Source organism: Clostridium sp. AM46-21 (genome assembly GCF_003480025.1).
Classification (GTDB): domain Bacteria; phylum Bacillota; class Clostridia; order Lachnospirales; family Lachnospiraceae; genus Coprococcus; species Coprococcus ammoniilyticus.
Genome location: NZ_QUIB01000020.1, coordinates 34651 through 57330, shown reverse-complemented (window position 1 = coordinate 57330; position 22680 = coordinate 34651). Strand labels below are relative to the sequence as shown.

Annotated in this window: 21 protein-coding genes and 1 riboswitch; of the genes, 17 read left to right on the top strand and 4 right to left on the bottom strand. The window is 42.5% G+C overall.

What is annotated here, in order from left to right:
- Positions 1 to 17 precede the first annotated feature (17 nt).
- A complete protein-coding gene (gene trmL, locus DW959_RS12675; RefSeq protein ID WP_117808535.1) occupies positions 18 to 509 on the top strand; it encodes a tRNA (uridine(34)/cytosine(34)/5-carboxymethylaminomethyluridine(34)-2'-O)-methyltransferase TrmL in 492 nt (163 codons plus the stop codon).
- A gap of 12 nt (positions 510 to 521) precedes the next feature.
- Positions 522 to 1598, top strand: coding sequence for a WYL domain-containing protein (locus DW959_RS12670; protein ID WP_242996158.1), 1077 nt, complete (start codon positions 522 to 524; stop codon positions 1596 to 1598).
- A gap of 259 nt (positions 1599 to 1857) precedes the next feature.
- On the opposite strand, the gene DW959_RS12665 is transcribed toward DW959_RS12670, so the two are convergent.
- The 3 genes from DW959_RS12665 to DW959_RS12655 are packed head-to-tail and all read right to left on the bottom strand — an operon-like array spanning position 1858 to position 6480.
- On the bottom strand, positions 1858 to 3360 hold the full coding sequence (locus DW959_RS12665) for a HAMP domain-containing sensor histidine kinase (RefSeq protein WP_118484146.1): 1503 nt from the start codon (positions 3358 to 3360) through the stop codon (positions 1858 to 1860).
- A gap of 2 nt (positions 3361 to 3362) precedes the next feature.
- Complete coding sequence (locus DW959_RS12660; RefSeq protein ID WP_117808537.1) at positions 3363 to 4079, bottom strand: response regulator transcription factor; 717 nt, start codon at positions 4077 to 4079, stop codon at positions 3363 to 3365.
- Positions 4080 to 4104: 25 nt separating this feature from the next.
- On the bottom strand, positions 4105 to 6480 hold the full coding sequence (locus DW959_RS12655) for an endonuclease MutS2 (RefSeq protein ID WP_118616323.1): 2376 nt from the start codon (positions 6478 to 6480) through the stop codon (positions 4105 to 4107).
- A gap of 364 nt (positions 6481 to 6844) precedes the next feature.
- On the opposite strand from DW959_RS12655, the gene DW959_RS12645 reads away from it, so the two are divergent.
- The 8 genes from DW959_RS12645 (at position 6845) to DW959_RS12610 (ending at position 16427) form a co-directional block, all read left to right on the top strand.
- Positions 6845 to 7276 carry a protease complex subunit PrcB family protein gene (locus DW959_RS12645; protein WP_118616321.1) on the top strand — a complete coding sequence of 144 codons (432 nt, stop codon included), beginning with the start codon at positions 6845 to 6847 and terminating at the stop codon, positions 7274 to 7276.
- A 21-nt stretch (positions 7277 to 7297) separates the two neighbouring features.
- Positions 7298 to 8851: an SPOCS domain-containing protein gene (locus DW959_RS12640; protein WP_118616319.1), complete on the top strand. Its 1554-nt coding sequence runs from the start codon at positions 7298 to 7300 to the stop codon at positions 8849 to 8851.
- Between the two features lie 332 nt (positions 8852 to 9183).
- On the top strand, positions 9184 to 9666 hold the full coding sequence (locus tag DW959_RS12635) for an NAD(P)H-dependent oxidoreductase subunit E (RefSeq protein ID WP_117822517.1): 483 nt from the start codon (positions 9184 to 9186) through the stop codon (positions 9664 to 9666).
- Positions 9667 to 9715: 49 nt separating this feature from the next.
- On the top strand, positions 9716 to 11557 hold the full coding sequence (locus DW959_RS12630; RefSeq protein WP_243023406.1) for an NADH-quinone oxidoreductase subunit NuoF: 1842 nt from the start codon (positions 9716 to 9718) through the stop codon (positions 11555 to 11557).
- Between the two features lie 14 nt (positions 11558 to 11571).
- A complete protein-coding gene (locus tag DW959_RS12625) occupies positions 11572 to 13257 on the top strand; it encodes a [FeFe] hydrogenase, group A (RefSeq protein ID WP_118616315.1) in 1686 nt (561 codons plus the stop codon).
- 212 nt (positions 13258 to 13469) lie between these two features.
- Positions 13470 to 13751: a nucleotidyltransferase domain-containing protein gene (locus DW959_RS12620; RefSeq protein ID WP_117822520.1), complete on the top strand. Its 282-nt coding sequence runs from the start codon at positions 13470 to 13472 to the stop codon at positions 13749 to 13751.
- Positions 13732 to 14163: an HI0074 family nucleotidyltransferase substrate-binding subunit gene (locus DW959_RS12615; RefSeq protein ID WP_117822521.1), complete on the top strand. Its 432-nt coding sequence runs from the start codon at positions 13732 to 13734 to the stop codon at positions 14161 to 14163. Before DW959_RS12620 ends, DW959_RS12615 begins: the two co-directional genes overlap by 20 nt.
- Positions 14164 to 14462: 299 nt before the next feature.
- On the top strand, positions 14463 to 16427 hold the full coding sequence (locus DW959_RS12610; protein WP_117822522.1) for a leucine-rich repeat protein: 1965 nt from the start codon (positions 14463 to 14465) through the stop codon (positions 16425 to 16427).
- Positions 16428 to 16549: 122 nt separating this feature from the next.
- Here DW959_RS12610 and DW959_RS12605 read toward each other — a convergent pair whose 3' ends face one another.
- Positions 16550 to 17122 carry a biotin transporter BioY gene (locus DW959_RS12605; protein WP_117822523.1) on the bottom strand — a complete coding sequence of 191 codons (573 nt, stop codon included), beginning with the start codon at positions 17120 to 17122 and terminating at the stop codon, positions 16550 to 16552.
- Positions 17123 to 17438: 316 nt separating this feature from the next.
- Between DW959_RS12605 and DW959_RS12600 the strand changes: the two genes are divergently transcribed.
- The 7 genes from DW959_RS12600 to metK all read left to right on the top strand — a co-directional run bounded on the left by DW959_RS12600 (position 17439) and on the right by metK (position 22434).
- Positions 17439 to 18263: a nitrilase-related carbon-nitrogen hydrolase gene (locus tag DW959_RS12600; protein WP_117822524.1), complete on the top strand. Its 825-nt coding sequence runs from the start codon at positions 17439 to 17441 to the stop codon at positions 18261 to 18263.
- Positions 18264 to 18487: 224 nt separating this feature from the next.
- Positions 18488 to 18772 (top strand): helix-turn-helix domain-containing protein, encoded by a 285-nt coding sequence (locus DW959_RS12595; protein WP_118616313.1) that lies wholly within the window; start codon positions 18488 to 18490, stop codon positions 18770 to 18772.
- Positions 18773 to 18812: 40 nt separating this feature from the next.
- Entirely contained in the window at positions 18813 to 19022 is a 210-nt protein-coding gene (locus DW959_RS15160) for a HipA N-terminal domain-containing protein (protein ID WP_347475362.1), read from the top strand.
- Complete coding sequence (locus DW959_RS12590) at positions 18979 to 19611, top strand: HipA domain-containing protein (protein ID WP_347475361.1); 633 nt, start codon at positions 18979 to 18981, stop codon at positions 19609 to 19611. Before DW959_RS15160 ends, DW959_RS12590 begins: the two co-directional genes overlap by 44 nt.
- A gap of 60 nt (positions 19612 to 19671) precedes the next feature.
- Positions 19672 to 20088 (top strand): HIT family protein, encoded by a 417-nt coding sequence (locus tag DW959_RS12585; RefSeq protein WP_021944027.1) that lies wholly within the window; start codon positions 19672 to 19674, stop codon positions 20086 to 20088.
- A gap of 7 nt (positions 20089 to 20095) precedes the next feature.
- On the top strand, positions 20096 to 20842 hold the full coding sequence (locus tag DW959_RS12580; protein ID WP_118484824.1) for a TraX family protein: 747 nt from the start codon (positions 20096 to 20098) through the stop codon (positions 20840 to 20842).
- 125 nt (positions 20843 to 20967) lie between these two features.
- Positions 20968 to 21098, top strand: a riboswitch (SAM riboswitch).
- Between the two features lie 148 nt (positions 21099 to 21246).
- A complete protein-coding gene (metK, locus tag DW959_RS12575; RefSeq protein ID WP_117808553.1) occupies positions 21247 to 22434 on the top strand; it encodes a methionine adenosyltransferase in 1188 nt (395 codons plus the stop codon).
- Positions 22435 to 22680: the final 246 nt, after the last annotated feature.

Here is a 22680-nt window from a genome sequence, read left to right as displayed (position 1 = left end):
AGCGAAGGGAGAAAAACATGTTAAATATCGTACTTCATGAGCCGGAGATGCCGGCAAATACAGGAAATATAGGACGTACCTGTGTGGCAGCAGGTGCAAGACTTCATTTGATCGAGCCTCTGGGCTTTCAGATCAACGAGAAGCAGTTAAAGCGTGCGGGTTTGGATTATTGGGACAAATTAGATGTAACGATCTATGATGATTTCAATGATTTCCTTGAAAAGAATCCGGGCGCAAAGATCTATATGGCAACGACCAAATCCAAACAGAAATATACAGATGTAAACTATGAGGAAGATGCCTACATCATGTTCGGAAAAGAGAGTGCAGGAATCCCGGAGGAGATTCTGTTAGACTATAAGGAAACAGCAGTCAGGATTCCGATGTTCCCGGAGATCCGTTCCCTGAATCTGGCAAATTCTGTAGCAATCGTGTTATATGAGGCACTCAGACAGCAGGGCTTCCCAGAGCTTGAGACGAAGGGACAGCTTCACCATTATGAGTGGTAAAAAGGAGTATTTATGAGTACATACATGGTAGATGGAAAGAAAATGATGAATATCTGTATCCTTGAGATTCTTCGGAAATATACGGATTCCGAACATACAATGGATCAGAAGGATATCATAAAGAAGCTGGAAACCGAATATGGAATGAAGGTTGACCGGAAATCCGTCAAGAGCAATCTGATGAATCTGGTGGATTTTGGTTATAATCTGGAATGTACGGAGATTGAACGTGAAAATAAAAACGGAGAGACCGAGATCCTGACAAAGGACTGGTATTACAATCATGAATTTGATGATGCTGAGCTTAGAATGTTGATCGACAGTATTTTATTTTCAAAGACGATACCGAGAAATCAGGCACAGGAGCTGATCGAGAAGATCAAGGGGCTTTCGAATGTGTATTTCAGTGCGAAGGTACAGCATGTGTGCAATCTGCCGGGGTTATCACATACCGATAACCGTCAGACCATGTTAAATGTTGAGATGATCGATGATGCGATCAGTGAGGGCAAGAAGGTTGCATTTCTCTATAACACCTATGGTATCGATAAACAGCTTCATCCAAGAAAGGATACGAAGTATATCGTAAATCCATATCAGATGGTTGCAAATGAGGGCAAATATTATCTGATCTGCAATTATGATAAATATGACAATCTGTCGAATTACCGGATCGATCGTATGACGGAGATTGAGATATTAGATGAAAAGGTCAAGGATAAAAGTCTGGTAAAAGGGATGGAGCATGGACTGAATCTGCCACAGCATATGGCGGAACATCTCTACATGTTCAGTGATCCCGCAGCTACGATTGTATTAAAGGTTCAAAAAGGGAATATGGGTGATATTGTAGACTGGTTTGATAAGAACTTTGAAGTGTTGTCACCAAAATTTGTTCAGAACAATTATCCAGATAACTTTAATCCTGAGACAGATGCCAATAAGGCGTTTATCCGTGTGACCTGCAGCCAGAATGCCATGTTTCACTGGGCGATGCAGTACGGAACCAGCGTAGAGGTCATAGAGCCTGCAGATCTCCGCGAGCGTATCCGTGATGCTGTAAATGAGATGGCAGAACGATATAAATAATGCCTCCTATTAATGGAGACATTTTGAGTAAGACATAAAATAAAGCCCCACACGCTCTTGCCTCTATGATGGATAGGAGTTGAAACATCAGTGGAACTTTCGTTATGAGGTTTGCACTAGCTGTCAGCATCAAGCCCTTGTTTGAGCCTTATAAGGCGAGTTTGGGCGACTGCTGACAAATCAGCGTGCGAACCGAATAGAAAGTGTAGCGAGTTTCAACTCCTATCCATCATAGAGGCAAGAGCGGGTGGGGCTTTTGTTAGTTCTTCTTAATACGGAACTTTCCGTTGGAGATATATTGTGTATCTTCTTCCTTCTTCACATGTACGGCTTTGATCGGAATTTGCATTTCCTTCTGCATAGGGAGAGAGAAAATGAATTCACTTCCTTCGCCAACCTTACTGGTGAGGGTGATATTCTCACCATGCGCCTTGATGATCTCTTTTGTGATGGCAAGTCCGAGACCGGTTCCGGTCTTATCCTTTCCGCGGCTTGGATCCGTTTTATAGAAACGGTCAAATACTTTCTTGATCGATTCCGGTGGAATTCCGACACCCTCATCCTTGACACTGACAAAGATTTTATCGGATTTTTCTGTGACCTGAACCGTAATCTGCCTGCCTTCCGGGGTGAATTTGATCGCATTGTCAACCAGATTGTAGATAACCTGCTGGATTCTTGTACGATCCGCATAGACAATGGTATTGTCGGTATGGAAGATTGCATGCAGATAAATGCCTTTGTCCTGGCAACGACCTTCAAAGGTGTTGATCGTAGGAAGAATAATGCTCTTGATATCAAAATTCGACTTATCAAGCTGGAGATCAAAGGAGTCGAAGTTGTTCAGTTCCAGAAGTCCCTGTGTCAGCTTGGTCAGACGCTTTGTCTCATTTAATACGATCTGTAGATATTTCTCATGCTTATCCGGTGGAATCGTTCCGTCAATCATGGCTTCAATATATCCTTTGATCGAGGTCAGAGGAGAACGGAAGTCGTGGGATATATTGGAAATGAAAGACTTTCGGTATTCATTGGAACGACTCAGCTCGTCTGCCATTTCCTCCATATATCGTGCAAGTTCACCAAATTCGTTATCGGTATGCACATCAATTCGCGCATTGAAATTTCCGGCGGCATACTGCTTGGAGGTTGCAATGATTTCACGGATTGGTTTTAATGTACTGTTCGTGATCAGCATTAAGGCGATCAGAGACAACACCACAATGACCAGAAATGGCATATAGGTGGATGCAAATGTTTTTTGCGCAATATCCTTGATAAACTGCAGTGACAAGTGAATGGACAGCAGTCCTGCATAGGATTTATCCTGATAAACAGGGGTACTGAGGCTTAAGGTTTTGGCTGAAAAGCAGCCGTTCAGCGTACCGGTTTTTACTGTCTGGGAATATATATCCGTCCGGTCATAAAAATCAGTGATCATCATATCTTTTGCAGCAGGACTTTCACTGTTTGAACAGTATATGATTTCGCCATTTGCAGTAGAAAGCCAGATCTCTGCGTTCATATCAGCAGCATGTTCATCCAGCTTCTGATAAAACGTATCCTTATCGATCAGGCCGTTCATATAATCCGTTACGGTGGTGCTGATGATAAGCTTGGATTCTGTTTTCAGATTTTGTTCTGTGTTGCTTAGCAGCTTTGACTGTGTCATATTGACGGTATACAGAGCAAGTACACTGAAGATTACAATGACCAGCAGGACAAAGCCGACAACAATCTTATCAAAAATCGTTTTTTTCATGGTCATTTAACCTCAAATTTGTAACCGATTCCCCATACTGTAAAAATGGACCAGTTATATTTATCGGTCAGTTTTTCGCGCAGACGTTTGATGTGTACATCAACGGTACGGGTGTCACCGACATATTCGTAGCCCCATAATTTGTCCAGAAGCTGTTCTCTGGTAAATACCTGATTTGGACGGCTTGCAAGGAAATACAGCAGTTCCAGTTCTTTTGGCGGCATTTCCAGATTTTTGCCCTCTAATGTAACGGTATAATTTGAAATATTAACGACCAGATTATCATACTCGACATAGGTGCCGATATGATCGGCATTTGTCGGATTATAGTTCTGGAAATTATCCGTCCGTGAGTTGCAGCGGCGAAGCAATGCACCGACGCGGGCAACCAGTTCGTTGGAATCAAAGGGTTTTACGATGTAATCATCGGCACCGATCTTAAGTCCGAGCACCTTGTCAAATACCTCACCTTTTGCGGATAACATGATGATCGGTACATTGGACTGCTTTCTGATTTCCGTACATACCTGATAGCCGTCCATGCCCGGAAGCATGACATCTAATAGGATGAGATTTGGCATAAATTCGACAAATGCCTCCAAGGCAGAAGCTCCGTCTGCGGCAATCTGTGTTTCATAACATTCTTTATTCAGATAAAGTGAGATCAGTTCGGCGATGTTTTCGTCATCGTCAACGATCAATATTTTTTCTTTGTCCATATAGTTCTCCTTGTTGTTGTGTATTTTATAACTCTACAATCGTAACGCCGGCTTCGCCCTCCCCGTACTCACCCAGACGGAAGGATTTGACGTATGACTGCTTGCGCAGATAGTCATGGATGCCTTTTCTGAGTGCTCCGGTGCCTTTTCCATGGATGATCCTTACCTTGTGCAGGTGAGCCATCATGGCATCATCGAGATAACGGTCAACCAAAGAGGTAGCTTCGGCTACAGTCATACCGAGTACATTGATCTCCGGCTGGATATTTAAAGCCTTGCCCATTCCACGTTTATTATTGATCGATACCTGAGCGTTGTTCTGCTTTGGTGTCTCGATGATCACAAGATCAGAAGCAGGAAGCAGAGAGCTTAAGATGCCCATCTGAACCTTGATATTTCCCTTTGAATCAGCAGGAGCAGTAACCGTTCCTGTTGTATCCATGCTGATAACATGCACGGTATCTCCGGCTTTGAAATCCTTTGCCGTATGATGGGAGGTTATGGATTTGCGTTTCTCCGGTGTCATCTTCCGGTAATCGTCCATCTTGGTACGGAGCTTTTTTCGTTCATTCTCCATCGTGCTCGCATCTGCCTTATGAGGATTTGTTGTCCATTTGTTATAATTTTTAATGGCTGAATCTGCCATTTCCTTTGCTTCTTCCAGGATATCAGCCGCTTCCTCTCTTGCATCTGCAAGGATCTGAGCCTTCTTGGCAGAGAGTTCGTCATCCTTTGCTTTTGCCCGTTTCTGAAGCTGTCTGGCTTCTTCCTTAAACTGCGCAATCTCCGCTTTGTCCCGTTCAATCTCTTTTCGGCTGTTTTCCAGGTCGGACAGCAGTGTTTCAAAATCAACCTTGTTGCTGTCGATATTTGTCTTTGCCCGTTCGATGATATCGTCGGATAAGCCTAATTTCTTAGATATTGCAAATGCATTTGATTTGCCGGGAATACCGATGATGAGCCGGTAAGTCGGCATCAGTGTTGCTACATCGAATTCACAGCTTGCATTCTGAACGCCCGGAGTCGACATGGCAAATAATTTCAGTTCACTGTAGTGCGTGGTAGCCATGCAGCGGATGCCCTGATCGTTTAAGCTGCTTAAGATCGCGATCGCAAGTGCTGCACCCTCGACCGGATCGGTTCCACCGCCAAGCTCATCGAAAAGGCACAGTGTGTTCGGTGTCACATGGTTCATAATATATACGACATTGCTCATGTGGGAGGAGAAGGTCGAGAGACTCTGCTCGATGCTCTGTTCATCTCCGATATCAGCAAATACATCATCAAATACATTCAACCTGGAACCATCCAGTGCCGGAATATGAAGACCGGACTGTCCCATCAGAGTAAACAGACCTAGTGTTTTTAAGGATACGGTCTTACCACCGGTATTCGGACCGGTAATGATCAGCAGATTATAGTCCTCGCCCAGCTTGATGTCGACCGGAACAACGGTGTGTTTGTCTAAAAGTGGGTGGCGCCCCTGTTTAATGTCCACGATACCGTCCGTATTAAAGATCGGTTCGGTTCCTTTATAGGATCTTGCAAAATTCGCTCTGGCAAATATAAAGTCCAGATCGGTCAATGTCTCAAAGTCAAATTTAATATTTTCATATTCGGATGCAGCCTGAACCGACAGATTCTCAAGGATCTTTTCAATCTCTGCCAGCTCCTGATTATCCAGCTCTTTTAACTGGTTGTTCAGATTAACTACCGCCAGAGGTTCGATAAATACTGTATTTCCGCTGGATGACTGGTCATGGATCATGCCAGGAAAACTGTTCTTATATTCCTGTTTGACCGGGATGCAGTATCTTCCGTTACGCATCGTGATCAGGTTATCCTGAAACATCGTCTGCTTGCTCTGGTCGGTTACAAGTTTGTTCAACTGGTTATGTAACTTTTCATTTGTCAGTTTTTTGTTCCGTCTGACCGCCTTCAGACCGGACGATGCATCGTCTGCGATCTCGGATTCTGACAGGATACAGCGGTGGATCTCCTGACTTAAATGTTCCAGCGGAACAAGCTCCATGAAGCGGGAGTAGAGGCTGTCATGTGCCTTTTCCTCGTTATCATCGCTGCTGCCATATTGTCTGGCGGATAGTGCCATATCAAGGACACTTCCGATATCTAACAGTTCCTTGATGCCGAGTGCTCCCTGAACCTCCAGTCGCTTGATCGAAGCGCCGATATCACGGAGACCGGCAAATGACAGGTTGCCCTGTGTATTCAGCCGGATCAGCGCATCTCTTGTTTCCTGCTGTAAGGTCTGGATCAGTACCGGATCCTTGCGGGGCTTCAGGCGTTCACATTTTCGTTTTGCCATCGGGGATGCCGCGTAGGAGGTCAGCATTTCTACAATTTTATTATATTCTAAAAGTCTTAAAGTCCTTAAATTCATATCATTTTCTCCATCTTAAATGCACAAATACGCATACACAATCCATTATAAACAGTTTGCCTGTGACTGTCCAGTGTGGGTTGGCGCCGGAAACCTATATGTTGTTTCAACTTATATGTTATACTTGCCGGACAAGAAGAAACTAGAAGAATTTATGTTAAAAGAGATAGAAGAAATGGGAATGTAGAGATAAGCACCTTAGCTAATGATCGTTAAGGTGCTTTTTGTATGTCCTTAAAAAAGGAGAAAGCTCCGGCAAAATTTCCATGCATAGACTTGCAAAGCAGGACATATAAATAATGGTATAGAGATTGACAAGGGTAAAGATAGAGCCGAAAAAAGACATTGGGAAGGGAGCGGTGAGATGAGAGGACAAAGATGGCTGCGTATTCTGGCAGGGCTGTTGACTGTGGTGGCCGGGCTGAGTTTGTTTGCCGGATGCAGTTTTTATAAGGTGAAAGAAGATGGTGAAGCACTGACTTACGATATCTGTGACGACACCATGCTGCCGGAGGAGTTGTTGAGCGTCATTAACAGCAAGAAAGAAGAACCGTTTAATCTGACATACTCAAACAACACTTACACATATATCGTGATCTGCAGCGGCAGGCAGAATCGGGATGATGTTGGCGTGGTTGTAGATAAGATGTATATGGATGAAAATGCTATTTACATCGAATCGGTTCTCAGGCAGACGGCGACACCATCAGATGCAGTAAGTAAGGATACGGTATCGTATCCATATATAGTTCTTCGGATCGCACGGACAACGACACCGGTTGTATTTAAAAATTAGAAAATAGTATGGGGGTATCATATGGAACTTGTAAAAAATAAACTCAGTACAACGATTTTAAAGACTTCTAAGTATTCGCAGTTTACGATCAATGATGATTTTAATGTACCGGATGCAAAAGACGATATGGAACGGATCATTGCAAGTACAGGAAATGTCCTTTTAGATGATGTAGAGACATTGGAGAATAAGGTGCGGATATCAGGAACAGTTGTATTTAAAGTCCTGTATCAGACAGTTGGTGAAGATGTTCGGTTTGAAACCTATGAGGGTGATGTTCCATTTGAGGAATCCATCAATATGGATGGCATACTTGCCGGTGATAAGGTCGATGTCAGCTGCGTGCTGGAAGATCTGTACATAACCATGATCAATTCAAGAAAATTTGAAGTTCGCGGTCTGGTTGGCATGAAACTGTGGGCTATGGATTCCGTAGAGCTGTCCGGGGCAACCGGACTGTTAAACGGATCGGGAATCGAATGCAGGAATGAGCAGATTCCATTTACAAATAATGTGGCATCTGTAAAAGATATATTGAAGGTAAAAGAAGATTTCGAGATCGCTGCCAATAAACCAAACATCGGTCGGGTGCTTTGGAGCCGGGTGTCCTTCTATGGCATCGAGACAAAGGTTGTAGATGGGGGAATAAATATGAAAGGACAGATGGACCTGTTTGTAATCTATCTGGCGGAGGAGCCCGGCGTACCAATGCAGTATCTGAATGAGAGCCGGGAATTTGAAGGTCTGATCCCTTGCGAAGAAGCAAATGAAGGAATGATCCTGGATGACCGCATCACGATGGGAAAAGGAGAAGTCAGTGTGCGTGCTGACAATGACGGAGAAGACCGTGTGCTTCAGGTTGAATATAATCTCCATACAGATATGAAGATTTACGAAGATATGGAGCTTTCTATCATCGGGGATATGTTCTCTCCGTCGGCAAATGTAGAAACGATCTGTGAACAGTTTCCATTTGAGAATCTTCAGATAAAAAATAATGCTAAGACAAAGGTCGTACATAAAGAGCGAATCAAGAGCAGCTTCCCGAAGATACTGCAGATCGTATATGCAACCGGAACAGTTGAGATCGATGAGGTAAAAGCAGGAGAGGACTGCATTGATATATCAGGTGCGGTAAAAGCTGAAATACTCTATGTATCAGCAGAGGATAGCAAGCCGTTACAGCAGATTGAAACGGCGATACCATTTAATTATCAAGTGGAATCCGTACCATTTGTCAATCAGGATTCAATCCGTATCAATCCATCCGTTGACCAGATTACAGCCCAGATGTTGAATTCCGATGAGGTGGAGATCAAGGCGGTGATCAATATGAATGTTACGGTATTTGCACCGGGTTCTGTGGACGTCATTACCGATATGAATATTCTGCCGATTGACTGGAATAAGAAGGCAGCCATGCCGGGTATGGTTGGATATGTTGTAAAAGAAGGCGACAGTATCTGGTCCATTGCCAAAGAATATTTTTCCAGCCTGGATTCCATCCGAACCATCAACCATCTGGAAAGCGACGAGGTAACACCGGGTGAGAAACTATTGATCGTAAAATGTTAGCAATATAAAAATCCCCGCCTGTCTCCGGCATGATGGTGGGTAGTGTTTTCAACATCAGTGGAACTTTCGTTATGAGGTTTGCACTAGCTGTCAGCATCAAGCCCATGTTTGAGCCTGATAAGGCGAGTTTGGGCGACTGCTGACAAATAAGCGTGCGAACCGAATAGAAAGTGCAATGAGTTGAAACACTATCCACCATCGTGCCGGAGACAGGCGGGGATTTATTTTTCAATCCAAAATCTTCGTGCAAATCCTATTGAAAAATGTTATCATCTGTATATGAGGTATTGATAAAAATTCCCAACAATGGGGCAAAGCACGGAGGGTAATACATGCTGGAACAATCTTACTACGATGAGGCTGATAAGATTATTGCTGCATATGGGACAGAGCCAAGATTTCTGATCCCGATCATTCAGGATATTCAGAGCGAATATAAGTATCTTCCGCCGGAATTATTACGATATGTGGCGGACAAACTGAATATCGCAGAGGCAAAAGCTTATAGCGTAGCAACATTCTATGAGAATTTTTCATTTGATGCAAAAGGAAAGTTCATTCTTAAGGTGTGCGATGGAACCGCATGCCATGTCAGAAAATCCATGGATATCTTAAATCAATTGTATAAAGAACTTGGATTGTCAAAAGAGAAACACACAACAGATGATATGATGTTCACATTAGAGACAGTATCATGTCTTGGCGCATGCGGACTCGCACCGGTCATGACGGTAAACGATGTTGTTCATCCGGCTATGACACCGGAGAAGGTAACTGCATTGATAGCAGAATTGAAGGAGGGTGCGGATGAATAGAATAACAAATGTATCGGAGCTTGACGCAGCAGTAAAACAGGCAGAAGAGATGTTGCATGCGGATTCGCACAGGATCCTTGTCTGTGCAGGAACCGGATGTCTGGCGGGTGGCTCTCAGAAAATATACGACCGGTTCTGCGAGATGGCGAAGCAGTCGGAGGGCGTGAAGGTAGAATTTGTCCCGGAGGCGGAGAATACAGTTATAAAAGAATCCTGTCATGTCGGCGTGAAGAAAAGCGGCTGTCATGGTTTCTGCGAGATGGGGCCGCTTGTGCGGATCGAGCCATATAATTATATCTACATAAAAGTAAAGGAAGAAGACTGCGAGGAGATCTTCAACGAGACGATCTTGCACGGAAGACCGGTAGAGCGTCTGATGTATCACAAGGATGGTATTGTCTACAGACAGCAGGAAGAAATTCCATTTTATAAGAAACAGACCAGACTGGTACTGAAAAACTGTGGACATATCGATGCAGAAAATATCAATGAATATCTTGCGGTCGGTGGATATCAAGCACTTCGTAAGGTGTTATTTACCATGGAGCCTCCGGAAGTTATTCAGGTCATCAGTGACTCCAATCTGCGTGGACGTGGAGGCGGTGGTTTCCCGACCGGATACAAATGGCAGCAGGTTGCCAGACAGGCGGAGAAGATCCGATATGTTGTCTGCAATGGTGATGAGGGAGATCCGGGTGCGTTCATGGATCGAAGCGTGATGGAAGGCGATCCGCATAAGATGTTAGAGGGTATGATCATTGCTGCATATGCGGTTGGTGCGCAGGAGGGATATGTCTATGTAAGAGCAGAATATCCGCTGGCAGTCAGCCGTTTGAAGACAGCGATCGCACAGGCAGAGGAAGCTGGCTTCCTTGGTGAGAATATCTTAGGCTCCGGTTTCTCTTTCCATATACATATCAATCGTGGTGCGGGAGCATTTGTCTGCGGAGAGGGAAGTGCGCTCACGGCATCGATCGAGGGACAGCGCGGAATGCCGAGAACCAAGCCGCCGAGAACCGTAGAGCAGGGCTTATTTGCCAAGCCGACGGTTCTGAATAATGTAGAAACCTATGCAAATGTGTCCATGATCATTTTAAATGGTGCAGACTGGTACAAGTCGATCGGACCGGAGAAAAGTCCGGGAACCAAGGCATTTGCATTGACCGGAAGTGTAAAGAATACGGGACTGATCGAGGTACCGATGGGAACAAAGCTGCGTGAGATCGTGTATGATATCGGCGGTGGTTTAAAGGATGACATCCCATTAAAGGCAGTTCAGATCGGTGGACCATCCGGTGGCTGTCTGGTGACGGATGATCTGGAGGTCAGTCTGGATTTTGATTCATTAAAGAGTAAAGGAGCGATGATCGGTTCAGGTGGTCTGGTTGTTATGGATGAGAATACCTGTCTGGTTGAGGTAGCCCGTTTCTTTATGAACTTTACACAGAACGAGAGCTGCGGCAAATGCGTTCCATGCCGTGAAGGAACCAAGCGGATGCTTGAGATCCTGGAGCGGATCGTTGCCGGAAATGGTACGTTAGAGGATCTGGATCTGTTAGAGGAACTGGGACAGGCGATCACCGACACAGCCCTTTGTGGACTTGGTAAGAGCGCAGCCCTTCCGGTACTTAGTACGCTGAAGAATTTCCGTCAGGAATACATCGAGCATGTGGTTGACAAACGATGCAGAACCGGAAACTGTAAAGCACTGGTTCGCTATAAGATCGATCCGGAAGCATGTAAGGGCTGTTCCAAATGTGCGAGAAACTGTCCGGTCGGTGCGATCACAGGTGAGATCCGGAAACCATTTGTCATTGATACAGCCAAATGCATCAAGTGTGGTGCATGTATCGATAATTGTGCGTTCCATGCAGTATATACAGAGAATTAAGGAGGGAGACGAACATGGATTATATTACGATCAATTCAATCAAAGTGCCGATCGAGGGCGAGAAGAATGTTCTGTCTCTGATCCGAAAGGCGGGGATCGACATCCCGACATTCTGTTATCATTCAGAATTATCCATCTATGGCGCATGTCGTATGTGCGTGGTAGAAGATGACAGAGGAAAAATATTTGCAGCATGCTCCGAGACGCCGAGAGCGGGCATGGTGATCTATACGAATACAAAGAAAGTGCAGCAGTACAGAAAGCTTATTATCGAGCTGTTGTTATCCTCTCATTGCAGAGACTGTACGACCTGTCAGAAGAATGGCATGTGTGCGCTCCAGTCACTTGCCTATAAGGTTGGTGTGCATGCGGTTCGTTTCCTGAATAATAAAAAAGAAGAAAAGATCGATATGAGTTCACCATCTGTCGTCCGGGATCCAAATAAATGTATCCTGTGCGGTGATTGTGTGCGTACCTGCGATGAGATTCAGGGACTTGGTGTTATCGATTTTGCATTCCGTGGTTCGAAAATGAAGGTGCAGCCGGCATTTGACAAGCCGCTTGCAGAGACAGACTGTGTAGGATGCGGACAATGTGCAGTTGTCTGCCCGACCGCAGCAATCTCGATCCGTACCAATGTAACCGATATCTGGGATGCGATCGAAGATCCGTCCATCCGGGTGGTCGCACAGATCGCACCGGCAGTCCGCGTGGCAGTTGGAGATAACTTCGGTATACCAAAGGGCGAGAACTGTTTTGGCAAGCTGGTATCAGCACTTCGTATCATGGGCTTTGACATGGTATTTGACACAAGCTTTGGCGCCGATCTTACGGTTATGGAGGAATCCAAAGAATTTGCGGCGCGTCTTGCGTCGGATGAGAAGCTGCCATTATTTACATCCTGTTGTCCGGGCTGGGTCAGATATTGTGAAGAAAAATATCCGGAATTTGCAGATCATCTGTCAACCTGCCGTTCTCCACAAGGAATGTTCTCAGCAGTGATCAAGGATTATTTTGCGGAGAAAGATAAAGAAGATGGTAAGAGAACGATGGTTGTATCGATCATGCCTTGTACAGCAAAGAAGGGAGAGATCCTCCGACCGGATAATTTCACGGATGGCAGACAGGATACCGATTATGTCATCACAACGACAGAGGTTGTGCGGATGATTAAGCAGATGGGACTGCAGTTTACCGAACTGGAAAATGAATCCGCAGATGCACCATTTTCGGTGGCTTCCGGTGCAGGCAAGATTTTCGGAACGACAGGTGGTGTAACAGAAGCAGTGCTCCGTCGTCTTGCGGAGGACAAATCCTATAACACGATCCGTGAGATCAGTTATACAGGTGTCCGGGGATTTGAAGGAACGAAGGAAGCAACGATCGAGTTAGATGGCAGAGAAGTGAAGATCGCAGTTGTACATGGTCTTGCAAATGCAGGACGGTTGCTTGACCGTATCCAATCCGGCGAAGCAAGCTATGATTTCGTTGAAGTTATGGCGTGCAGACGTGGATGTATCATGGGTGGCGGTCAGCCATCCGGCGCAGGCCCAAGAACCAGACGGAGCCGTATGGAAGGTATGTACAATGCGGACGCAAGCTCCAATGTCCGTTTCTCCGAGGAAAACCCGGCAGTCCGTCAGTTGTACGATCATTTCCTTGCCGGAAAAGAACATCGACTGCTGCACCGGAATCTGTAGATTTAATATTAAGTTAAAATGGGTATATCTTCCATAATAAGGTAGATATATCCATTTTTTATTTCCTACTTTGTTACATGCATGATATAATGAATGCAAAATTATTTGCTCGCAAGGATGCTGATTTTGCAGAATGCATTGAGTGAGCTATGCTCACGAAATAATGAGTGCAAAATCGCTTGCTTGCAATGCCATGGTTTGGAGAGAATGATATGAATGTGATGCCGGTTGAACGGATTATTGAAAAAGTAACAGAAATTTGCAAAAAAAATAATATAGAGCATTTAAAATTGTTTGGCTCTTTTGCCACAGGAACAGCAACGGAGTATAGCGATATTGATTTTGTTGTGTATGGATGCCCGGATATACTGAAATTGGAACGGGATATGGAGGATGTAGAAACGCTTCGGAAGATAGACATATTTGATTATGACTCAATAAGGAATAAGCAATTATTGGAGGATATAGATTTATATGGAAAACAAATTTATTAACAGATATCGTACATTTTGTAATTGCCTGAACAATCTGAAAAAAAGTCAAAATGCAGATCCGGAACAGGATTTCGTACTGGAGGGAACGATTCAGAACTTCAATCTTACGTTTGATATTTCATGGAAAGTAATGAAAGATATTCTGGTGAAGAAACTTGAAATTACGAATTTTGCACTTGGCTCACCACGGGAAGTTTTACAAACAGCATTTACGAACCGCTTGATAGATGATGATCGCTGGCTTGAGATGTTGAAAATAAGGAATCAGCTTGCACATGATTATGATGGATCTTTGGCGGAAAATGTATTCCAGAAGATTGTTGAAACGTATATTATTTTATTTGAAAGATTCAGAGATGAAAATAAAAAATTCTATGAAAACTGGGATATGGATGAAATGCATTTTGAGTAAACATGTCATATAGAATCACATATAGAATCTACGTTTTTAACAATTGTCATTCACCATTTGGTGTGCTACACTTAATTCGTAAATTTTTTGCGAAAGGGATTGACAAAGGATGCAGAAAGGAAAGGGCTTAAGCACAGCACAGCACAGCACGCTTAAATAGCGCTTTTTTGCATACCGTAAATTATAGAACTGCAGTTGAGAAGACCTGGAACAGGATAATGGAAGATTATCCTGTTTCGGGTCTTTTTTGCGCTTGTGTCAACCCGGAGTAAAAAGAAGGAATTGGAAGGAGAGACAATATGAGAAACAAAAAACAAATGAACAAATTGGCTTTGCAGACAAAATTAAAACGTCTGCTGATTGCCGGAGGACTGGCAGCATTAGTAGCAGTACCACTGTTATTGGGAAATCCAGGAATGAGGAAAGTTGATGCAGCACAGGGGGATGTGAAGATCAATTCAACGAATTTCCCGGATGAAGGATTTCGGAAATATATTTCTGAGAATATCGATCTGAATGAGGATGGTGTATTGTCAAAGTCAGAGATTAAGAGCGTAAAGACAATATGTCTGAGTTATACGAGTAAAGAATATGGCTATACATGTAAAAGTCTGACCGGTATCAATATATTTACAGAGTTACAAACATTGGAGTGCGCTGGTAATGAACTGACGAAGCTGGATGTTAGCAAGAACTCCAAATTGGAATATTTGTCTTGTAGGTATAACGAATTGACAAAGCTGGATGTCAGCAAAAATACGAAGTTAGTAAAATTAGATTGCGACGGCAATGAACTGACGAAGCTGGATGTCAGCAAAAATACAAAGTTAGTAGAATTAGATTGCGGCGGCAATGAATTGACAAAGCTGAATGTCAGCAAAAATACGAAGTTAGTAAAATTAGATTGCGGCAGCAATAAACTGACAAAGCTGGATGTCAGCAAAAATACAAAACTGGAATTCGTAGAATGTGGTCGTAACGGCATAAAAGAATTGAATGTATCCAAATTAACGAAATTAAAAGAACTGAGTTGTTGTGATAATAAACTGACAAAGTTAGATGTCAGCAAAAATGTAAAACTGGAGATATTAGCTTGTGACAGCAATAACTTAACTGGGCTGGATCTCCGTAAGAATACAAAATTGGTAGGGTTGTTTTGCGACGAAAACAAATTGACAAAGCTCGATCTTACAAAAAATACAAAACTTCATGATCTGTGGTGTAGGAGTAATAAACTTACAAAGCTCGATCTTACAAAAAATACAAAACTTCATACTCTGTGGTGTAGGAGTAATAAACTTACGAAGCTTGATGTTACCAAGAATCTTGATCTTGTAGACTTGAATTGCGAGACCAATAAACTAACAAAATTGAATGTTGATAAAAACGAAAAACTTGTATGTTTGGTCTGTTCTGATAATAAGCTGACTCAGTTGCATCTTACAAATAATAAACAGCTTGTAAAGCTGGAATGTGCAAAGAATCAGTTGACCCAGTTGGATACCAGTCATAATAATGCCTTAGTATGGGTAAAGTGTACAAATAACAGGTTAACGAAACTGGATTTTAGTGCAAGTCCTTTATGTGATTCTGTTGTTTGCTATGAGAATAAATTGACAGAAATTATCGTACCAAAGAATATGGAAAACGATAGAATTTACTATGATAAAAATTTGAAGGTATCCATAAAGAAGAAGACAAAACCAGTCAAAAATGGAGCCTATTTTGTTGAGGATACTTATAATTATCCATATTGTACCTTCCGTGTTACAAGTACAAAGGCCGGAAACCGGACAGTATCTCTTGGAGCATGGACCAATGGAGGTGCTTTCGGCACAAAAGTCTGGAAAAGCTATATGAAAGGAATAAAATATGGAAATCAGACTTATAAGCTGACTTCCATTGATTCCGGAGCATTTGCAGGTGCAACATTCTCTGAATATGATGGAAATAATAATATTGTGATGGGAGGAAGTATTAAAACAATTGGATCCAAGGCATTTGCCGGAACAAAAGTTTTAAAGACGATCACCCTTGGAACATCAGTTGAGAAAATTGGATCATATGCTTTTGCTAACAGCAGGGATTTAAAGGTTTTAAAGATCAAAACAACCAAGCTGACATCCAAAACGCTGAGCAAGAAAACCTTTGCCGGTATCACCTCAAAGACAACAGTCAAAGTACCAAAGAGCAAGCTTAGCGCATATAAGAAGCTTTTCCGTAAGTGCGGACTGAGCAAGAATGTAAAGGTTAAGGCAATCTAAAAAAGTCGGAAAGAGTAATATAATATATTTGTTGCAGAGGCAGCGGTTAAGTTATTATAAAATAAAAACAAGCAGGAAATCTTTTAAAGATTCCTGCTTGTTTTATAACTATATAATATTTTTTATGCTGCTTCTTTCTTTGCGTCTGTGTTTACATTTGCTTCCGGCATCAGCTTCTTGAATAATGGAACAATCTGTGCAGCAATGATAGCTTTTACAAGATCAAGTGGAATAAATGCAACAAAGCCTGAAAGGAAAGCGACTTTCCAGGTTAAGTTTCCGTTGAATTTCCACCATAACATACCGATGATGTCGATAAGTGCTGCTGTTAAAATGGCAACGATCGTATAACGGATACGATTGTATTTCTTACCCTTTGTCAGACCTGCAAAGATAGTAACGATGATAAATGAGAATGTATATCCACCGAATACTCCTGTCAGATAACCGATACCGGAGCCACCGCCGATAAATACCGGAACACCGACTGCACCGAGGATCATCCATAAGGCAACGATAATTGTTGAGTCGCGGACTTCAAATACCAGTGCAATGAGCATGATCATAAAGTTCAGTAACGTAATGTGTGCTGCATTTGGGAGTGGAGTTGGGATACTTAAATATGCAGATACGCATAAGATTGCTGCGAATACAGCCATCATTGTAATCTCCACGGTTGTGAATTTGTTTTTCATGTGTGTGTTCTCCTTGTTGAATAAATAATATAGGTACAATGGATGCCATCCCTCGATTGGATGAGGTTAAGGGGGATTGACAAAAATATGAAGCGGATAGCAGGGCTAAGCTATCCGCTTCCCGATAACAAATTGAATGTCAACTATTAAATGGCACCCACTGGATAACATTATAGATGGTATATTCTAAAATGTCAACCATAGAATAAACATTAAGGTTGACAATTGGAGCGGGAGGCTTAAGGGTTGAAAAAAAGCAGATATAAATATACTATATAAGAATATAATAAAGAAAAACAGGCAGGAGGCAGCGGCTATGCTTAGAGTTGGAGTTACAGAACTGAATATTGGATTTGAGAATAGGGAAGAAGCAAAGAAATGCTGCCTTGAAGTTATGGAAGAAGCAAGTGCAAATGGAGTAGAGCTTCTGGTATTTCCGGAGATGACACTGACAGGATTCACGATGCGGCCATGGTTGTATGCGGAAAGCTGGGATGCGGATAACATCCCGGACAGTGTTTCATTTTTTATGGAGAACAGCAGAAAATATAAGATGCCGATGGCATTTGGGTATATTCGTGCGGTTATGGCAGATGGTAGCCTGGTGAATGATGAAATGAAAGAAAAGGCTTACGAGAATCGGCTGGTGCTTGTGGATGGAGGAAATGTGTTGCTTGATTATGCGAAGATTCATCCATTTTCATATAGTGGTGAGGATAGGGTATATCGGGCAGGAGAAAAGCTTGCACAGGCACAGGTAAAGGATATTCGGATAGGTGGATATATCTGCTATGACCTTCGTTTCCCGGAGATTTTCTCTGCAATGAGAGATCAGTATGAAGTTATCATGGTGATCGCAAACTGGCCGGAAACGAGGGCGGAACAATGGGAAACACTCTTGAAGGCAAGGGCGATCGAGAATCAGGCATATGTGATCGCAGTCAACCGGGTTGGAGATGGAGATGGGTTTCACTATATTCCGGGCTCTCATGTATATGACTGGCTTGGGCGGGATGTATCAGTTCGGGTTAGTGAGAAGCTGCGTGTCGCAGATATTGATCCCGGGGCAGTCAGACATGCAAGAACAGAATTTCCACAGACAAATGACAGAAAGAATACATTTTATAAGATGCTTTATTAATGAAATGTGCTTATAGACAGTTGGATCGGCATGAAAAATACATGATATGTTTCGTTTTTATTCGACTGGTTATAAGTACATTTCATTTTTTGAATAAAGATAAATTGAAAGTGATAAGATAATAGTATATAATAAATATGGATAATATATTATCAATTATAATAAAAATGACGGATATATAGATAAAATATTATCTATATAAATAATTTGCGGGGTAAAGATACATGGAACCTTTTGTATGGGAGACACCGGATGAATTAGATAAGAAATTGGCAGAAAGAGTTCGCAATATACGAAAGCGTAGATCGTTGTCACAGCAGCAGTTAGCGGAACAAAGTGGCGTAAGCTATGGATCAATCAAACGATTTGAGCAAACCGGACAGATCTCTCTGTTGGGATTGACGCGGATTGCGGTTGCACTGGATATAGCAGATGAGCTTCGGGAATTGTTTACACGGGTTCCGTACAAGGATATTCAGGAGGTTATGAATAAGACAAATAGAAGATAGGATGCTTCAGGTTTGCTATGAGGATCGTTTGGTGGGAACGATGGTGTTAACAGCAGACCGAAAAGCTGCTTTTGAATATAGTGATGAATGGCTGGAAGATGGATTTTCAATCAGCCCTTTTTCGCTGCCGCTGAAAAAGCAGGTATTTGTGCTGAAAAAAGATTATTTCGGCGGGCTGTTTGGAATATTTGCAGATAGTCTTCCAGATGCGTGGGGAAGATTGGATCATAAAATTTCCAGCACATGTTGACAGGGCAGATATTGGACAAATGGAATATGATTATTCGGTCTGTGCAAAAAAATGTGGAATCGTTATGAGTGAGACAAGGTTGTTTCCATCGCAGCGACATGCAGGATACTTTGGAACCCGGAGATTTAATAGAAAAACGGATGGGAGCAAGGTTCATATGGCAACGGCGGCAACGTTGTTAGAACTTGATTTTAACCAGCCAAGTCTGGACTACCATGACCTGATGAAATTAACAAGAATAATGACGCGAGATAATAAAATGGATGTTGAAAATATGTTTCGCAGAATGTGTTTTAATGTATTTGCACATAACAGGGATGATCATTCAAAGAATTTTTCGTTTGTATATGATACTGAATCAGAAACATGGAGATTGAGTCCGGCATATGATCTGACGTATAGCACAACCTATTATGGTGAGCATACAACATCTGTTGATGGAAATGGACAAGATCCGGGAGAAACGGAGCTTTTGACAGTAGGAGTGCAGGCAGGAATGAAGAAAAAACAATGTCAGGAGATTATAAACGAAATCAAACAACGGGTTGAGGAAGATCTGAAGGCTTATGCAACCTTCCAAACCACATAAAGCTTGTAAAATATCACATAATGGAGTAAAATGGAAAAAGCAATTAAGGAGGAAACTTTTATGGGTAAGGACGATTGCATTTTTTGCAAGATTGCAAATGGTGAGATACCATCAGCAACAGTTTATGAAGACAGCATATGTAGAGTAATACTTGATGTAAATCCTGCAAATAAAGGTCATGCTTTAATTATACCAAAAGAACATTATGATGATATATATAGCATGGACGCGGATACTGCTTCAAAGATCTTTACGATTGCGACAGAGGTTGCCAAGGCTCAGAAAGCAGAATTAAATCCTGACGGACTGAACATTATTCAGAACAATGGCGCTGCTGCAGGACAGACAGTATTCCATTTTCACATGCATCTTGTGCCAAGATTCATTAAGGATACGGTTACAGTTACATGGGTTCCGGGTCAGTCAGACAATGAGGAACTGGATCGGTTGTCAAAGGCACTTCGTAAGAGAATTTAAGGAAAACATGGATAAGAGGACAGAGACAGGGATAACTTCAAATCAGTTAAAGCTTCTGGCGTGCATATTTATGTTATGTGACCATGTAGGACTTGTTCTAATGAATAATAACTGGATAATGCGGGCTGTAGGACGGCTCGCATTTCCTATATTCGCATTCCTGTTGGTAGAAGGGTACAGGCATACGTCGGATATCAGAAAATATTTTATCCGGCTTTTTTTGTTTGCGCTGATTTCGGAAGTTCCATTTGATCTGGCATCGACCGGACAGGTATTTGATCTGCAGAAGCAGAATATTTTCTTTACACTTGCGGCGGGGCTGGTTGTGCTTTATCTTGGAAAAGTAGCAAAATGGAATCAGATAGGCGCAGTCATCGGAATTGTTGTCATTATGGTAGTTTCAGAGGCTCTGCATTTTGATTATGGAATGGCGGGCATTCTTCTGATCGTATTAATTTATTATTCGACCAAGGATGACACGGCGGAACAAGTATTCAGAAATGCCGGTCTTGTGACCGGACATTATCCGTTTGGCTGGAAGCTGCGTCAGAATATGGGGTTTGCAATCGTATCGGCAGTGCTGTATTTCCTGTTTTACGGAATAAGGCAGCTCTATGCAGTTTTGGCAATCCTGCCGATCAGTCTGTACAACGGAGAGTATGGTCGGAAGAATAAAGTTCTTAAATATACATTTTATGTGTTCTATCCGGCACATTTGCTCATCTTATACCTGCTCAGCAAGGCGGTTTTATAGGATAGCTTTAATGAATTTTTGTCGCAAAACAGAAATTACCTATTGACTTATGGAAATATATCAGTTAGAGTATAGCTGTTTCAGAACTGCATTGCAGTTTGAATACAAATAAATATTTATAAATGCTCTTATTCAGAATGGTGGAGTCATAAGGGACTATGAAGCCATGGCAACCCCGGAACAGGTGAAAGAAAGACCTGTATGGAAGGTGCCTTCCTGAGCGAGTCTGTGATATGCAGACGTCGAACAATGAGAGGTTTGATTTTATCAATCCGCTCAGAGCGGATTTTTCTTTTGCATAAAACCAGGTGGGGATAACTTGTCTGAAAAAAGAAAAATCAAAAGCTATGTGAACGAATACGCATGGCAGTAACTATAGATAGTATTTATACAAGGAGGAAATGATGGAAAAATTATTATTCACATCAGAATCAGTAACAGAAGGTCATCCGGATAAAATCTGTGACCAGATTTCCGATGCAGTATTGGATGCATTGATGGAGCAGGATCCAATGAGCCGTGTTGCCTGCGAGACATCGATCACAACAGGTCTTGTACTTGTAATGGGTGAGATTACAACAAAAGCATATGTAGACATTCAGAAGATCGTTCGTGAGACGATCCGTGAGATTGGATACGACAGAGCAAAATACGGATTTGACTGTGATACCTGTGGTGTTATCACAGCAATTGATGAGCAGTCAGCAGATATTGCAATGGGTGTTGATAAGGCATTAGAAGCAAAAGAGCATCTGATGAGCGATGATGATATCGAAGCAATTGGCGCCGGAGATCAGGGTATGATGTTTGGATTTGCAACAAATGAAACACCGGAATATATGCCATATCCGATCGCACTTGCACATAAGCTTGCAAGAAAACTGACAGAAGTAAGAAAGAATGGAACACTTCCATATCTCAGACCAGACGGTAAGACTCAGGTAACAGTAGAGTATGATGAGAATGGAAAAGCAAAGAGACTCGATGCGGTAGTTCTCTCAACTCAGCATGGCGAGGAAGTATCACAGGAACAGATCCATGAAGATATCAAGAAGTATGTATTTGATCCGGTTCTTCCTGCTGATATGGTAGATGAAGATACCAAGTTCTTTATCAATCCAACCGGAAGATTCGTTATCGGCGGACCAAATGGTGACAGTGGACTTACAGGACGTAAGATCATCGTAGACACTTATGGTGGATATGCCCGTCACGGCGGCGGTGCTTTCTCAGGAAAGGATTGTACAAAGGTTGACCGTTCCGCAGCGTATGCAGCAAGATATGTAGCAAAGAACATTGTAGCAGCAGGACTTGCTGATAAATGTGAGATCCAGTTGTCTTATGCGATCGGTGTTGCCAGACCTACATCTATCATGGTAGACACATTCGGAACAGGAAAGGTATCCGATGAGAAGCTGGTTGAGATCATCCGTGAGCATTTTGATCTTCGCCCAGCCGGAATCATCAAGATGCTTGACCTCAGAAGACCAATCTACAAGCAGACAGCAGCATATGGACACTTCGGAAGAACTGACCTCGACCTTCCATGGGAGAGACTCGACAAAGTTGATATGTTGAAGGCATATTTATAAGAGGTATAGATAAAAAGCCTGTTGAGGGCTTGCAACTTTTGAATAAGGTGTATAATCACGTTTTTGCCGCATGAGATTGATTTAATATTATGACAAAGCGGTGGTATAAAAATAAGACCTACCAGAGTTTGTTATTTCTGATTAAGGTTTCATAATCCATAGTGTAGCCGACTGAGTTTCATTCAATTTTGTGCCATGTCGTCGCCGCAAAAGTTTTTATCGCGGCAGAGACATGTGCATATAAAA